General features: G+C 50.5%; 12 protein-coding genes. 7 read left to right on the forward strand and 5 right to left on the reverse strand.

Annotated features, from left to right (window positions below):
* Positions 1 to 50 precede the first annotated feature (50 nt).
* From serA to KDN34_RS13585, 5 genes are all read left to right on the forward strand, one after another.
* The gene (gene serA / locus KDN34_RS13565; RefSeq protein ID WP_212594251.1) at positions 51 to 1,280 is read left to right on the forward strand and encodes a phosphoglycerate dehydrogenase; all 1,230 of its coding nucleotides are present in this window, start codon (positions 51 to 53) and stop codon (positions 1,278 to 1,280) included.
* Positions 1,281 to 1,391: 111 nt separating this feature from the next.
* A complete protein-coding gene (gene ygfZ, locus KDN34_RS13570; protein ID WP_212594252.1) occupies positions 1,392 to 2,351 on the forward strand; it encodes a tRNA-modifying protein YgfZ in 960 nt (319 codons plus the stop codon).
* A gap of 233 nt (positions 2,352 to 2,584) precedes the next feature.
* Positions 2,585 to 3,265: an ABC transporter ATP-binding protein gene (locus KDN34_RS13575; protein WP_212594253.1), complete on the forward strand. Its 681-nt coding sequence runs from the start codon at positions 2,585 to 2,587 to the stop codon at positions 3,263 to 3,265.
* Complete coding sequence (locus KDN34_RS13580; RefSeq protein ID WP_212594254.1) at positions 3,258 to 5,786, forward strand: ABC transporter permease; 2,529 nt, start codon at positions 3,258 to 3,260, stop codon at positions 5,784 to 5,786. Before KDN34_RS13575 ends, KDN34_RS13580 begins: the two co-directional genes overlap by 8 nt.
* Complete coding sequence (locus KDN34_RS13585; RefSeq protein ID WP_212594255.1) at positions 5,783 to 6,892, forward strand: lipocalin-like domain-containing protein; 1,110 nt, start codon at positions 5,783 to 5,785, stop codon at positions 6,890 to 6,892. Before KDN34_RS13580 ends, KDN34_RS13585 begins: the two co-directional genes overlap by 4 nt.
* A 24-nt stretch (positions 6,893 to 6,916) precedes the next feature.
* On the opposite strand, the gene KDN34_RS13590 is transcribed toward KDN34_RS13585, so the two are convergent.
* The 4 genes from KDN34_RS13590 to KDN34_RS13605 all read right to left on the reverse strand — a co-directional run bounded on the left by KDN34_RS13590 (position 6,917) and on the right by KDN34_RS13605 (position 11,229).
* Positions 6,917 to 8,089: a serine hydrolase domain-containing protein gene (locus tag KDN34_RS13590; protein WP_212594256.1), complete on the reverse strand. Its 1,173-nt coding sequence runs from the start codon at positions 8,087 to 8,089 to the stop codon at positions 6,917 to 6,919.
* 161 nt (positions 8,090 to 8,250) lie between these two features.
* Positions 8,251 to 9,186: a putative bifunctional diguanylate cyclase/phosphodiesterase gene (locus KDN34_RS13595; RefSeq protein ID WP_212594257.1), complete on the reverse strand. Its 936-nt coding sequence runs from the start codon at positions 9,184 to 9,186 to the stop codon at positions 8,251 to 8,253.
* Between the two features lie 40 nt (positions 9,187 to 9,226).
* Positions 9,227 to 10,456, reverse strand: coding sequence for an MFS transporter (locus KDN34_RS13600; RefSeq protein WP_212594258.1), 1,230 nt, complete (start codon positions 10,454 to 10,456; stop codon positions 9,227 to 9,229).
* 170 nt (positions 10,457 to 10,626) lie between these two features.
* The gene (locus tag KDN34_RS13605) at positions 10,627 to 11,229 is read right to left on the reverse strand and encodes a hypothetical protein (protein ID WP_212594259.1); all 603 of its coding nucleotides are present in this window, start codon (positions 11,227 to 11,229) and stop codon (positions 10,627 to 10,629) included.
* A 399-nt stretch (positions 11,230 to 11,628) separates the two neighbouring features.
* Between KDN34_RS13605 and KDN34_RS13610 the strand changes: the two genes are divergently transcribed.
* Both KDN34_RS13610 and KDN34_RS13615 read left to right on the forward strand, forming a co-directional pair.
* On the forward strand, positions 11,629 to 12,999 hold the full coding sequence (locus KDN34_RS13610) for a diguanylate cyclase domain-containing protein (RefSeq protein WP_212594260.1): 1,371 nt from the start codon (positions 11,629 to 11,631) through the stop codon (positions 12,997 to 12,999).
* Between the two features lie 169 nt (positions 13,000 to 13,168).
* Complete coding sequence (locus tag KDN34_RS13615) at positions 13,169 to 14,383, forward strand: phospholipase D-like domain-containing protein (protein ID WP_212594261.1); 1,215 nt, start codon at positions 13,169 to 13,171, stop codon at positions 14,381 to 14,383.
* 87 nt (positions 14,384 to 14,470) lie between these two features.
* On the opposite strand, the gene KDN34_RS13620 is transcribed toward KDN34_RS13615, so the two are convergent.
* The gene (locus KDN34_RS13620) at positions 14,471 to 16,369 is read right to left on the reverse strand and encodes a CocE/NonD family hydrolase (protein ID WP_212594262.1); all 1,899 of its coding nucleotides are present in this window, start codon (positions 16,367 to 16,369) and stop codon (positions 14,471 to 14,473) included.
* Positions 16,370 to 16,532 lie beyond the last annotated feature (163 nt).

A 16,532-nucleotide genomic window follows, 5' to 3' on the forward strand; every position in this document is an offset into this window, starting at 1 on the left:
CACTACACTTTGTTCACTAGCAGATACACGAAAGAAGGGGTACCGAGATCATGGCGAAAGTTTCGCTGGACAAGGATAAAATCAAGATCCTGTTGTTGGAAGGCGTTCATCAATCAGCATTGGATGTGCTGAAAAATTCCGGATATAACAATATCGAATTTCATAAAGGTTCCCTGTCCGGAGATGAACTGATTGATGCCATCAAAGATGCCCATTTTGTCGGTATTCGCTCCCGCACACACCTGACCAAGGAAGTGTTGGATCACGCCGAAAAGCTGGTCGGTATTGGCTGTTTCTGTATTGGTACCAACCAGGTTGATCTGAAAGCGGCTGAATTGCTGGGCATTCCAGTATTCAACGCGCCATTCTCCAATACCCGCAGTGTTGCAGAGCTGGTGATTGGCGAAATTATCATGTTGATGCGTGGCATCCCACAACGTAACGCTTCGGCACATAAAGGTGGCTGGATTAAAAGCGCCAAGGGCAGTTACGAAGTTCGTGGCAAAACCCTCGGGGTTATCGGTTATGGTCACATCGGGACTCAGCTTGGCATTCTGGCTGAAACGCTCGGTATGCGAGTGATTTTCTACGATATCGAAGACAAACTGCCACTGGGTAACGCCCATCAGCTGCGCTTTATGAACGAGCTGTTAGCACAGGCGGATGTGGTGAGTTTGCATGTTCCAGAAACCCCACAAACCAAACTGATGTTCGGTGCTGCGCAAATTGAAGCGATGCGTCCAGGAAGTTTCCTGATCAACGCATCTCGCGGCACTGTGGTGGATATCGATGCGTTGGCTGCAGCGCTGGAATCCAAACATCTGGCCGGTGCTGCGATCGACGTATTCCCGGTAGAACCTAAGTCCAATGACGATGAGTTCCAGACCCCATTGCGTGGTTTTGACAATGTGATTCTGACCCCTCACGTGGGTGGCAGTACTGAAGAAGCACAGGAAAATATCGGTATTGAAGTGGCCGGTAAGCTGGCTAAGTACTCAGACAACGGCTCTACCGTGACCGCCGTGAACTTCCCGGAAGTGTCGCTGCCACAACAGCATGGCACCTCACGTTTGCTGCATATTCACCGCAACCGTCCTGGTATTCTGCTGAAAATCAACCAGGCATTCTCTGAAAAAGGCATCAACATTGGTGGCCAGTATCTGCAAACTACCGCCGATATCGGTTACGTGGTGATGGAAGTTCATACCGATCAGGCAACTGAAGCCTTGGAAGAACTGAAAAACATTGAAGGCACTATCCGTACCCGTTTGCTGTACTGATATGTGAAGCAAGTAAATGTTTCGCAGGGCGCCTTCTTGGCGCCCTGTTTATTTGCGATAGATCCGTTACAATCGAAGCACTTTTGCTGTTGTTAATCTCAGGATGATCCTATGAGTCTTACTGATCCCCAACTCACCTGGGCACCGGATGCCCAGCTACCAGAACTGCTGATTTCACCGCTCTCCCATCTGGGCCTGATCCAGGTCACGGGTGAACAGAATCGCAGTTTTATTCATGGCCAGATTACTGCCGATGTTAATGCGCTTAGCGCCGATGACTGGTGCTGGGGCGCCCATTGTGATCCCAAAGGTAAAATGCTGTCGGCATTTCGTTTGTTTGCAGTTGCCGATGCTCTGATGCTCTTAATGCCCAAAGACACTGTAGCCAGTGACCTGCCGGAGTTTCGCAAATATGCGGTATTCAGCAAAGCCGAACTCAATGATGTTGCTGCAACTTGGACAATACTCGGTGTCGCCGGCAGTGCGGCTGCGGACTGGATTAAAGGTCATTTTCCGGCATTCAGCACTGACCACAAACTGATTGCGCTTGAACAAGGCGCGGTACTGAATGATGGTGAGCGGTTCTTAATTGTATTACCGACCGCAATTGCCTCAACGTTAGTAGAAGGTGAAGCCTTATATCATCACAGTGCCTGGCAAGCTTTAGAGATATTAGCCGGTTATCCTGCACTTTCTGCAGCACATCAGGCGCAATTCGTGCCGCAAATGTGCAACCTGCAAGCACTTAATGGCATCAGTTTTACCAAGGGCTGTTACATGGGGCAGGAAACTGTCGCGCGCATGAAATATCGCGGTGGTAATAAACGGGCAATGTACATTTTGAACGGCACCGCCGACATTGAAGTCACGGCAGAATCTACGCTGGAACTGGCGTTGGAGGATGGCTTCCGTCCTCAGGGCACTATTGTGGAAGCGGTACAGATTGATGGTCAACTCTGGCTGACAGCCGTTCTGCCAAATGATACCGAACGTGATGCTAAGTTCCGTATTGCCGAAGCGCCACAGAGTCAGCTCTCGGTAGTGCCGTTGCCCTACACTTTAGAAGAGTAATCGACGTAGAGGGCACCGCTGGGTGCCTTCTGTTTTTTGCACCGGCTATGATGCCGATGCAGTCAAGCGATGATGGGCGGGTCATACTGCCATCAACATTTAAAAAGCCTATTGCCTTAAGTGGCCGCTAGCCCAAAGACGTTTTTATCGTACCTTGATTCACTTAACTGTTTGCGCTACAGCAGATAAACTGATCTGCATCAGGTGCTATTTCGCAAATACAAGGACTGAAAATGCCGCAATCCCACCAGCAGTCATTGGTTCAACTATCGCAAATCAGCAAAGGATTTAATGACGGCGATCAGTATCATCTGGTGTTGGACTGCCTCGACTTAATCATCCAGCAGGCAGAAACCGTGGCACTCACCGGTCCTAGCGGCAGTGGCAAGAGCACTTTGCTGAATATTATTGGCGGTTTTGAATACCCAGACACCGGCGAACTCCAGCTTCAGGGCGCTGATTGCCGTAAGTGGCATGATCCGCAATGGAGCCGTTTCCGCCGTCAGCATCTGGGGGTGGTATTCCAACAGTTCAATCTGCTGACCCCACTGAATGTCCGCGATAATATTCTGTTCCCGCTATCGCTGCTCGGGCAAAAATGGAATGACTGGTGCGATTACCTGCTACAGAAACTCGCCATCACTGAACTGGCACAGCGGCCAATCGAGCAGTTGTCCGGCGGTCAGCAGCAGCGGGTTGCCATTGCTCGAGCACTGGCACATCGTCCGGCATTGTTATTAGCGGATGAACCGACCGGCAATCTTGATGCTGAAGCCGCTGAGGAAGTGATGCAGCTGTTGTGTAAACTCGCCGCTGATGCTGGCACGGCGATTCTGATGGTGACGCACAGTGACAGTGCTGCCGCCCATATGCAACGGCGCTGGCATCTGCAACAGGGGAAAGTCCATGAGTGATTGGCGTCTGGGCTGGCAAGCGCTGCGGGTGTATTTAGCGCACTATCGCCAAGCCCCGCTGCAAGCGGGCGCTATTCTACTGGGTGTTGTGCTGGCAGTAACGTTGCTGATCGGGGTCAAAGCCACCAATGATAACGCCATTCACAGTTATCAGGACGCCGGCGAAGCATTAGCTCAGCAAGCGGCGCTGTTTATCAGTGCCCCTGGCCGTGGGGCCAGTGTTGATGAACAACTCTATTTCCGCTTAAAAAAACTCGGGCTACATGCTTTGCCGGTAGTGAGTGGCACGCTCGAAGATGCTCAAGGCCGTAAATGGCAGATTGATGGCAGTGATATCGTCGCAGCCTTACACAGTTTTCAGCAACAAGCGCCGAGATTTGAAGCGCAACTACCACTGGTCTCAATGCTGGCCGGCGAACCTTTGATACTCGCTAGCAAAACACAGGCGCAGTCGATGGGGGTTAATGACGCTTCCGACGCGTATTTCACGCTCGCAGGTCAGCAGCTAAAGGTCGATGTTTTACCTGACAGTGCCAATCTGGGGAACCGCTTATATCTGGATATTTCGGTTGCACAGTCGCTGTTGCAACTGCCCGGGCGTTTAAGTTACATCGCCTTATTTGGCGATGCAGCCCAATTAAAGCAGCAGTTAGCGCAAAGCGGGCTGCCGTTGGCGGGCTTGCAAATTACCGAACAGGATCAGGGCAAAGCGCTGACCGATCTCACCCGCAGTTTTCATCTGAATCTTAATGCCATGGGGATGCTGGCGTTTCTGGTGGGCTTATTCATCGCCTATAACGGTGTGCGCTACAGTCTGATGAAGCGCCAACGGCTGCTGTTACAACTATTACAACAGGGCCTCAGCCGCCGAGCCCTCATGCTGTCTCTGCTGCTCGAGTTGTTGCTGTTGGTGGCCATCGGTTCGTTTGTGGGTTTTTTACTGGCACTGCAACTCAGCCATTGGCTGCAACCTATGGTAGCCGTCACGCTGGAACAACTTTATGGTGCCACCCTGTTGCCCGGTAACTGGCAATGGGCCTGGCTGGCAGAGGGCGCAGGACTGACACTGATTGCGGCCCTGTTGGCCTGTGTGCCGTTATACCGACAACTGTGTCAGCGCAGTATTGCTCAGGGCACACAACGCTTTGCCCAGCAGGAACATCATCGGCGCATTCACCGACGGCTATTTGCGCTAGGGATGCTACTACTGCTGCTGACAGCAGCACTCTACCCTTTCAGCCGCGCACATGGACAAAGTCTGGCATTAATGGGGCTGCTTACTATCGCCATGCCGCTGTTACTGCCACAGGTGTTGCAAACCAGCCTCAGCCTGTTGACGCCATGGGTGCCAGCCGGGTTGCCGCGTTATGCGATTGCGGAAACTCGCGAACTCACGGCGCCACTAGCGCTGGCAATGATGGCGTTACTGTTGGCATTATGCGCCAACATCGCTATGAATACGCTGGTTGGTAGCTTCGATCGAACCCTGCGCAGCTGGCTCAATACCCGACTGCATGCCGATTTGTATATTAGGCCCGGTAACAATGAGATGTCCGCATTACAGCAATATCTCGACACCAATGCGCCTAAATTACCGCGTTACTATCAGTGGCAAGCGCCATTTTATGTGGCAAATGGCACTGAAGTGCAGTCAATTAACCTGTTGAGTCGCGACCCGACCTCAATTGCGGAAACTACCGTGTTTAAACAACCTGATCAGTTGGCAAAGCAACGCCTGGCGGTACAACAGGTGTTGGCGGGCCAAGGCATCTTTATCAGTGAGCCATTGGCACTGAAACTGGCAGTCCAGACGGGAGATAATGTGCGTTTATGCCAGGATAACCGCTGCCAACACCCTCACATGACCCAAATTGCGGGGGTCTATTTCGATTACGGCAATCCCAGAGGCGAGGCGTTGGCAGCACCAACGCTATGGCAACAGCTGCTGTTACCCGCACAACCTTATAGTCTGGCCATCGGAGGCATCACTGCGGGGCAGGCAGCCATTGATAATCTCGGTGAGCAGATAGGCAATACGCTGGGACTCAACCCGGCACAGATATACAGCCAGCAAAAAATTCGCACACAAGCCCTGAAGGTATTTAACAAGACCTTTAGTATCACCTTAGTGCTGAATACCCTGACATTGCTGGTCGCGGCAATCGGGTTATTCAGCGCCGTATTAATGCTGACCCAGTCAAGGCAAGCACCGCTGGCAATCTTGCGCAGTCTTGGCGTACCGCAAAAGCAGCTGTGGCTGATGCTGCTAGCCCAGATCCTGCTGGCGGTGTTCATCACCTGTCTCATGGCCCTGCCGTTAGGTGCCATCCTCGGCTATCTGCTGATCCATAAAGTGACGTTGCAAGCCTTCGGCTGGACCATCATGCAACACTGGGACTGGCTGGCTTATGGACGCGTTGTTGGCCTGTCATTAGGATGTTGTCTGCTGGCGGTGTTGCTGCCGCTTTACTGGCAAAGTCGGCGCTCAATGGTGTCAGCACTGCAGCAGGAGGTACTATGAAACGGCATCACCTGTTTGGGCTGTTACCGCTGTTACTGTTAACCGCCTGCAGTCCCGCGGAAAAATCAGCCTCGATGGGACAGATATTAGGCCGAGCTGATACTGGCTTTGCCCAAGTATTGCCAGGCAAGAATTTTGCGTTTCCAGAGGATCATTTAGCGCATCCGAAGTTTCGTCAAGAATGGTGGTATCTCACCGCGAACCTGCACACCGCTGATGGAACGCCACTAGGATTACAGTGGACCCAGTTTCGCATAGCGCTGTCAGCCGCCGCCCCGGCAAGTTCCTCGCCCTGGGCCAGCAATCAATTGTATATGGCACACGCTGCACTGACGTTTAAGCAACAGCATCTCACCGCTGAACGTTGGGGTCGAGGCACTCACGGTGAGCAAGCGCCCGCACAGGTATCAGGACCGCCGTTATCGGTGCGACTGGATGACTGGCAATGGCAGGCACAGGCAGGATCAGACAATCCCAACCACGGACTACTCCCTGCGACCCTCTCGGTGGCCGATGCCCAATTTGCCTACAACCTGCAACTGTCAGCCAACGCGCCGTTGGTATTGCAAGGTGATCACGGCTACAGTCGCAAAAGTGCTGATGGTAAAGTCGCGTCCTATTACTACAGTCAGCCGTTTATCAATGTTGATGGTACAGTGCTGCATCAGGGACGTTGGCAACATGTCAGTGGTATCGCCTGGTTAGATCGTGAATGGAGTTCTGAGTTTCTCAGTCGCCAACAACAGGGTTGGGACTGGTTTGCGCTGCACCTTAACGACGGCTCTGCCCTGATGCTGTTTCAGCTAAGGGGAACGGATAAAAGTGACAAGGCGTTTTATAGCGGTAAACGTATGTTTCCAGATGGTCGTAGTCACTCACTAAGCGCCAAGGATATTCGCATGCAAGCCACTGCCTGGCAGCAGACCACCAGCGGTCGCTATCCGGTAAGCTGGCATCTGTCATTGCCAACGGAACAACTGGAACTCGACATTACCCCGCTCAATCGCAACGCAGTAATGCCGTTATCGGTATCCTACTGGGAAGGCCCCATCAGCATCAGCGGCAGTCAACAGGGCGCGGGTTATCTGGAACTGACCGGCTATTGAGTTTCACGGTCAGCATCAAGCCATTCACATCGGGCGACGAGTTGCCATATGTTCGCGCTGGTGATAATAACTCAGGGTTTGCAGCGCCAGCAGAAAGACATCTGCACTGTTATCACCATCAACATTCTTGACAACGGTGACCGCGCGATGATGTTCAGTACATAAGATAGTCATGGTAATGCCGCCCATACTACCGCCTGAGTGCATCACGGCATGAGGCATCGCGTCCATCAGCGCTAACGCCTGGGTATCATTCTTATATTGTTTGCGCTGCCGATAATCATCAAAACCGATAAACCAGCCAATGCCAACATTCACCGGCTTACCATCGTTGAGATGCGCTTTGGTCAGCATCAACTTACTAACCTTTGGCTTCAGGTAATGACCATCAATCTGCGCCACCGCAAAACGCGCAACATCTGCGGCACTGGCAATAATGCCGCCGGCCGCCCATTTGTAGCTATGGTCAGTCTGCGGCGAATTGATCAGCTTACCATCGCGCACGCTGTACGGCCGGACGCGATTGGGAATAATCTGCGATTGCTCATCAAACGCGGTGTCATTAAGGCGCAATGGCGTAAACACTTCATCTTGCATAATCTGCTGAAAATTTCGTTTTCCATCAGCCCCTTCCATTGCCGCACTGATCAGCGTCCAGCCCAAAGTGGAATAGCTAAAAGCCGTTCCCGGGACGAATAGCAATGGATCATCTTTGAATAAGGCCAGACTGGCGCTGACCGAGGGAAAATGCTCGTTGAGCAGAAATTCATTCGCGCCTTCCTTGTAGTGGCGCACGCCTGCCGTATGGGACGCCAGTTGCCGCAGGGTAATCACAGGTTTGTCGTTGGGCCAGGCTGTCACATAGTCAGTCACCGGTTTATCCAGGTTGATTTTTCGCGCCTGATACAAACGCATTAATCCGGCAGCGGTCATCACCTTGGCAACACTGCCAATCCGCAGTTTGTCTTCGACACGCATCGGTAATCGATTTTCCACATCAGCAAAGCCGTACCCCTGAGCCCACTGCACGCCGTTGGCATCTGCCACCGCCACACTGATGCCAGGCACAGTATCAGCTGTCACCGCTTGGCGATACAGCGCATCCAGTTGTGGCGGAATCGGCTCACCGAAAACAGAGAAGCTCAGTGCGACTAACGTCAGCGGTAATAAAACGGCACGTAAACAATAGAATGGCATTTCAACAAGCTCACTAACAACGGATAAGCAGTCAAGATACTGCTAAAGATGATGGATTTTCAAATGACTAACGCCAAACATTTACGCAATACTTTGTCATCAACCTGTTTCCCAATACTGTCACCATCGAGACAGAAACGGTCCGCTTAATCGGCTTGGGGTTAACTGGTAACGCTGATTTTTCTGCATTCACCATACTGCTGCAAATAGGCCATAAACTGGCGGGCTGGCATCGGGCGACCAAGATAATAGCCTTGTACTTCATCACACCGGTATTGCGCCAATAACGCCATGGCTTCCGCAGTCTCAACCCCTTCAGCAATGGTTTTCAGCCCCAGTCCTTTGGCGACTTGCACGATAGCCCTTACGATAGCCGCATCATCTTCGTCTTCGGTAATATCCCGCACAAATGACTGATCAATTTTTAATTTATCAACCGCAAAGCTTTTGAGATATTGCAGACTGGAATATCCGGTACCAAAATCATCAATGGTGAAAGCAAAGCCTTTTTGCTTGAGCCGCTTTACCGTTGCCAGCACGCTCTCAGTGTTATGAAGCATGATGGATTCCGTCAGCTCTAACTCCAGCATTTGCGGGGTGATCCCAGCGCTGGCAACCGCATCACTAACCGCCTGCTCGATATTACCTCGGGCGAACTGCAATGCGGACAAGTTAACCGCCACCACCGGGTTACTCATGCCCGAATCGCGCCAACGGGCCGCTTCTCGACAAGCTTCCTGTAACACCCAGTTACCAATTGGCACAATCAAACCAGAGGCCTCTGCAACCGGAATAAAGCTGGCAGGAGACACCATCCCTAACTCCGGATGAAACCAGCGAATTAACGCTTCGACTCCCACTATCTTTCCGGTGGTCATCTCCAACTGTGGCTGATAAAACAGTTGAAACTGGTTCAACTCCAGCGCTTTACGTAAACCCACACGGATATTCAGTTGTTCAGTCGCTTCATAGTTCATCTCTTCGTTGAAGAAACGATAGGTATCGCGTCCTTTAGACTTGGCGCGATACATTGCCATATCGGCCTTTTTCAATAGCGTCTCAAAGTCACCACCATCAGACCAACGAGATATATGCAAAGCATAAAAAACGGGGGCGATAATTGCCCCCCGTTTTCCACTATTCTTTTAATCGTTGTCGGTTTCGCACCTGAGGGAACATCACCATCCACGCGGCCACGACCACTAACGTGCCAATCCCCCCAATGACCGTTGCACCTACCGCCCCCACTAATGCCGCTAACACCCCAGATTCAAATTCTCCGAGTTGGTTAGAGGTGTTAATGAAAATTGAGTTAACCGCGGTAACTCGTCCACGCATCTCATCAGGGGTTTCTAATTGCACTAGCGCGCCACGGATCACCATACTGACCATGTCAAAGGCACCCAGTGCGGCCAATGCCACTAGCGACAGCCATATATTAGTTGATAACGCAAACACCAATGTTGCCAGACCAAAACCCGCAACGGCACCAAACATGGTCATTCCCACCCGGCGCTGCAACGTATGCCGAGCTAACCAGAATGACATCAACAAGGCGCCGACTGCGGGAGCAGCCCGCAGCAAACCCAGCCCCCAGGGGCCTGTATGCAGAATATCGCGGGCAAAAACCGGCAATAATGCCGTGGCACCACCTAACAATACCGCAAACAGATCGAGTGAAATCACGCCAAGGATCACCGGCCGCGCCCGAATAAAACTCACGCCTGCAAACAGCGTGTTCAAGGTCATGGGTTGGCGCACCGATGGCAGATAATGGTATTGCAGTTTCAGCAGCACGGATAACGACGTCAGATACAGCAATGCCGAAAGACCATAAGTTAACACCGGGCCACCAATATATAACAACCCGCCCAACGCTGGTCCGGCAATGCTTGCCATCTGCATTCCTGACGCATCCAATGCCAGTGCTCTTGGTAATAAGCTTTCAGGGACTAACGATGGCACCATGGATTTTAACGCCGGGAACTCAAACGCCTTAAAAGCGCCGATAACAAACACCAGTGACAGGATGAGTCCCTCACTCAGGAATCCTTGCCAACTGCCTATCACCAGCAGCAATAGTGCTAACCACTGGCAAGTCTGTGTCACCAGCACAATTTTGCGACGCGGAAACTGGTCAGCAACATGGCCGGCTGGCAGCGCCAATAAAACTGATGGCACAAACTGCGCCAGGCCAATCAACCCTAAATCCAACGGATCGCGTGTAATATCGTAAACCTGCCAACCGACGGCTACCGATAACACCTGAAATCCAAAAGATGATGCTAATCGCGCACACCAATAACGCATAAAGGCGGGATATGCCCGCAGTGACTGCAACGCATCCGCGGTAGTGGGAGTACTCATAAGGGAAATTAATGAAATGCTTATAGAGGATTGATGCTACCACAGGGGCAATTTAAGGTGCCAGCAACAAGCACAATAAACCGCCAAAGTTAGCGGACCGGCAAGATGCTTGGAACGCCATCCGCTAACGGCGGATATACAGCCGATGGCACTCCATAGGTTAACGCATCTTAACGACCATCTTCAGGCGACAAGGTCCGTTTACTAATGTCGGCGGCTGATTTCTGTTGCCACTGTAACCAGTATTCTTGCTGTTTGGCTTTTACACTCGTTTTATTGGCGTCATACCAAGCTTGAGCCGCCGGGGACAATTCCACCAGCTTGGTACTGCGCTTCCAGTCAGCAAAATCTTTACTGTCCAGTTTGTACTCGGCATAGGCACCGGCCTTAACCGGCCACATCGAAAAGCGGGCTTTCCATAAGCCCATACGCGGCGTGATGATGCTGTAATAGGTTTTTCCCGCTGCCAGCTGTGCTTCCATAAAGTCCGCGGCTTCCGAGACCACCATAAACACATGCTGACCGGGATTCACCAGATACGCCAGTTTGGTGCCGTTATCCAGAATGCCGATAAACATTGGCTCACCATCACTGACATCGTATACCGAAGAACTGATTGCACTGCCAACAAAGGAATCGCGCATAAAGACGACCTGTGCTTTGTCAGAAGGCGCTGGATTGACATCGACTTGATTGGTCGCGGTCATTGGAACAGACGCACAGCCTGCAACTAACAAGCAGCAAAACATGAGAACAAGCTTAATTTTGTTCATTGATGTTCCTTAAATGCCGAATATCTGAATGCCATTAATAAAATATGGCGGACGACAGCAGCCCGGCCCTATTTCATCAGGCGGATGGGCGATAATCTTAAGGGTTACCGCACAGCTCGATTATCACCTGAGTAATATTTTAGTTGGTGCGCCACAAATTCATCATAAATACCGAACAGCCGAGCTTTATTAGCAATCATTAACCGACCCATTCAGTTGTCCTTAACTGTCACAACAATAGGAAAAATCATCATAAATTTAGACAATTAAAGTTATTGGTTGTGGAAATGGGTAGGATGTTACTGCATTATGTCCGGGTAACGGCATTCACTAATGTCGCGACCGATAAGCGTGTCACCAAACGTCGCGACCGGCAGTAACCCGACTAACAGGTATGCTATGTCCTCTCAGATGAGTCAAAAAGAAAAGCTGTTCTTTTTACTTTTCACTCTGGTGTTTTTTTGCTTATCCGTGCTGATTGTCAATACTGTCACGCAGGTCTTTGTCGCCAAAGAAATCAACTATAAAAAGGAAGAAATTAAAGGCCATCTGGCACTGGTTCGCTCCAATATTGAAGCGATTATTTTCAAAGATACCTATCTTGCCGATAGTCTCGCCACCGTTGTGACGCTTGATCCCGCCTTCGCCATTAAAAACTGGTCGATGATTGCAGGTAAATTAGTGCAAAAGGCCCAATATGTGCGCAACGTTGGTCTGGCACCAGATAATATCATCAGTCACATCTATCCCGTCGCCGGTAATGAATCGGCTATTGGCTTTGATTTTCGTACTAAACCTGAGCAACTTAAAACCGTGCTACTCGCCAAGGAGCTTCAGGGAGTTTATATCGCCGGGCCGCTGGAGTTAGTGCAAGGCGGCGTTGCCATTATCGCCAGGTATCCGATTTTCTCTGATTATCCGACCAATCTGGACTATTGGGGTACTGTCAGTGTCGTTATCGACTATGACAAGCTATTAGATAAATCGGGGATTAAATATTTTAAAGGCGCCAGTATTTCGCTACGAAAACATGCTGAAAATCTCACGAATGCTGGCAAGATTTTTTACGGTGACGCAGATAATTTTAAGCAACCGGATGTTGAATATCCTATCAACCTGCCTAATGGTAAATGGGAATTAGGCGCCAAAGTCGATATGAAAAGCATAGGAAATATGATGCTGACCCAGCGCATACTCAACAGCCTGGGTGGACTTACCGCAATTCTGGCTTATATATCGATCATCTTGCTGTATCGTAACTACAAATATGCCCATACCGCCGCATTACACGACGAACTTACCCACCTGCCAAACCGCCGTTTTATGATGAATCTGTTAGGCAGAACAGTGACCAAAGGCGATGATAAAGCATTGTTCACGCTATTAAATGTGGATCTGAATGACTTTAAACGTGTCAATGATGAACTTGGTCATGAAGCGGGTGATGAATTGCTGCGCCATGTGGCGCGCCAGCTCAAGGAGCATATCCGAGCTACCGATATTGTCGCCCGTATCGGCGGCGATGAATTTATTGTAATCCTTGAAGGTATTACCGATGAAGCCATGGCGGCACACGTTATCCAGAAGCTCCGCTATCAAGTAGAAGCCAGTGCCTTAACTTGGGCAGGCAAGCAACTACACCCATCGCTCAGTATTGGCAGAGCCATCTACGCAGGGCAAAAAATCACGGTGAAACAACTGCTGTCCGAGGCGGACCAGGCAATGTATGCCGAAAAACAGAAACGCAAACACGCAGACTGGGTGATCTAGCCGTTTTTTCTGACAGCATGGTTGCGAGCGCTAGCGTCTTCAGAAACTGCCGCTAATTTTTTAATGCCTTGATTTAAAAGCCTCTGAAATACTCTGTCACAAAGACAACGCTAATTTTCTGAAAGCTGTCATTATAATGAGTGACGAAATTTTCCCGTTTGGAGTCTCAATGCATTTCCGTCTGCTCTGTATTTCGCTGCTGGGCTTATCCCTCAATGCTCAAGCTGCCTTTTCAATTCCTGGCTTTGAGCTAGTCCAAACTGCACCGGTAGAAACGACCCTCAGCAACTCGGACTTAGCCGATCCGGTTACGGTTTGGTGTCAGCAATTCGATGCTGCTAAAAATACGATTGATATCGCTCAGTTCTACGTCACCAGTGAGCCGGGCGAGCCCCTGGAGCCGGTGCTTAAGCACTTACGGCAGGCCGGTGAACGCGGTGTCAAAATTCGTTTCTTAATGGACTTGCACGGTGTACGTATGTCCAATGAACCGACGCTGGCAGCCATCAAAAGCATCCCCAATCTGACTTTTCAATTGATTGATTTCGGTAAAATCGGCGGCGGCATTGTGCACGCCAAATATATCGTGGTGGATGGCAAAAGCGCCTTTGTTGGCAGCCAGAACTTCGATTGGCGGGCCCTGAAACATATTCATGAAACCGGACTGCTGATCACTGATAGTAAAATTGCCGCACAAGTGCAAGCCATCTTCAATGTTGACTGGCAAGCACAGCAACTATTAGCCGAGGGCAAAGCCGTACCGGTATTGAATCACCAGGTAGTGGCAGCCGACGAATCCCAGAGCGCCTATCTGGTAGCCAGCCCGAACGCCTATAATCCAGCCGGTGTTGGTGACTCCGAGAGTGAACTGCCCAAGCTACTGGCCAAAGCTGAACACGAAGTTTATATCACGGTGATGACCTATGCTCCGCTGTCCTACAGCTACAAAAAGCCTGCGCCTTATTATGCGGTTATCGATGATGCCATCCGGGCAGCGGCTCAGCGCGGTGTCAAAATTCACCTGATGATTTCCGCCTGGAATACCGGCAAGCCTTACATCGATTATCTTAAAAGCCTACAGGTACTGCCCAACATCGACGTTAAAGTCGTCACTATTCCGGAAGCCAAGCAGGGCTTCATTCCCTTTGCTCGCACCTTGCACAGTAAAACCATGGAAATTGACGGCAAGATTGCCTGGATAGGCACCAGTAACTGGGAAGGTGGCTATATGAATAACTCGCGCAATCTGGAGCTGGTGTTACAAAATTCGGCGATGGCAAACCGCCTGCAACAGCTGCAACTTCAGCTGTGGAACAGCGTCTATGCTGCACCGTTGGATATTAATCAAGAATATCCCAACCCCCATCCCGCCAGCGCCAACTAAACTTGCTAGACAAAAAAAGCCGCTGAAACTCAGCGGCTTTTTGGTGGAAATAAGTGTCAACTTATTTTAGGACTAGACCCAAAACCATTACTTGGCAATCGGCAGCTCAATGTTAGAGGAGTGGAACACACTCATCGTCGCCTTTTGATAATCGCCTTTCTTGGCAAAGAAGATGTTATCAACATAGGTTTGTGGGTTACGGTCATACAGCGGGAACAAGCTTGATTGTACCTGCACCATGATCTTATGCCCTGGCAGGAACACATGGTCGACGTTAGGCAAACCAAAGTGATAATGCTCTACCTTGCCTGGCGTTAACGCTTCAGGCTTGTCAAAACCTTTGACATAACGGCCGCGGAAAATCTCAATGCCAATCGGCAGTTCAAAACCGGTCATTTCCGGTCCGACATATCCCTGAGATGCACCTTCAGAGGTGGTATTGGGATAAACGTCCACCAACTTCACTACCCAGTCAGCATCTGTGCCAGAGGTGGCGGCAAACAGATTCACCATCGGTGCGCCCATAATGTGTACTGGTTTATTGAGTACATCGCTGGTGTATACCAGCACATCTGGACGACTAGAAACAAAGCGTTGATCATGCACCAACCAAGGTTTCCACTGGTGAGAGTCACTCATATTGATCGGTCGAGGAATAAACGGTACCGGTTTCGCAGGATCAGACACATAATCATCATGGGCATTTTCATTAGCCGCAGGTTTGAATGACAGTCCCATGTTGTCGGTCATATAGATCTTTTCTGCTTTACCCATTGGCCATTTGGGTGACACATTCCAATGATTTTCACCGGTGGCATAGGTCAGCACTGGCGGCGTTTTTGGATCAGGCGCGCCTTTCAGGTAATGGTCGAAAAACGGCTTCATATACTTCACGCGGAACTCGTGTGCGGTATCACCAGTAAAGGTCAGTGCCCCGAGTTTGTAACCATAATGGTTGACGCCGGAATGCCGCCAAGGACCGATGACCAGCGACACCATGTTATTATGTTTATCCTTAGGCTCAATGGCGTTATAAACCGCTGGCGCACCATAAGAATCTTCCTGATCCCATTGTCCTACCACCAACATGGTGGGGACTTTTAGCGGCTCCTTCGCCATGATCTTATCAACCGCCTGTAGTGACCAGAAATCGGTATAAGCAGGATTTTCGGTCATCTTGCGAATGAACGGATAATTTTCAAAGCCCCACTTTTTCAGGTAATCACCGGTTGAGCCAGCCTCCAGAAAACGACTGTAGTCATCACCGGCACCCACCGCAATGCCACCACTTTCAGCTTTGGCGGTACCCTGCATGACGGTATAACCGATATTCACATTACGAAACGCGCCATTGTGGAACCAGTCATCGCCCATCCAGCCATCGACCATCGGGCTTTGCGGTACTGCGGCTTTCAGTGCTGGATGTGGGTGGATCTCTGCCATCAAGGTGGTGAATCCCAGATATGAAGAACCCACAATACCCACCTTGCCATTCGACTCAGGCACATGATTTACCAGCCAGTCGATGGTGTCATAAGCGTCGGTAGACTCATCGATACCAGTATCATTCTGTGGGCCCGCCAACGGACGGTTTGTGACATATTCCCCTTCGGAATTGTGCATCCCGCGGATGTCCTGATAGACGCGGATATAGTTATCCTCAACAAACTCCACATCCATCACCGGCACGATATCTCTGATATGCTGACTGCCGGTACGTTCCGCATCGCCCTTGGCGTCGTAGGGACTACGGCTCAGCAGGATTGGCGCATTCGTGGTGCCCTTTTTCATTAGGATCACGGTATACAATTTAGTGCCATCGCGCATCGGCACCATTTCAACCCGTTTGATAAAGTCAGCTTCTGGCCGGATTTTTTGATAGCTGGCAACACCATCAGGTGTCATCGGTGTCACAGCGTCAGCCGCATATGCTGCTGGTAGCACGGCAGTTGCTGCCAGTGCCAACATCAGTGGATGTAGTTTCATTGATTGCCTCGATATTTTTATTAGATTTTAAGGACGTGAAACACGCCGCTTTTTCTTACATTAACGCGATAGCGCTGACTCAGCAAAAGACAAAATGTTACATGAAGTGAACCCCGAGAGCTTCACAACTCTCGGAGCAATAACATTTTGGAAAATCAGCGAA

Source organism: Shewanella yunxiaonensis (assembly GCF_018223345.1).
Taxonomy (GTDB): Bacteria; Pseudomonadota; Gammaproteobacteria; order Enterobacterales; family Shewanellaceae; genus Shewanella; species Shewanella yunxiaonensis.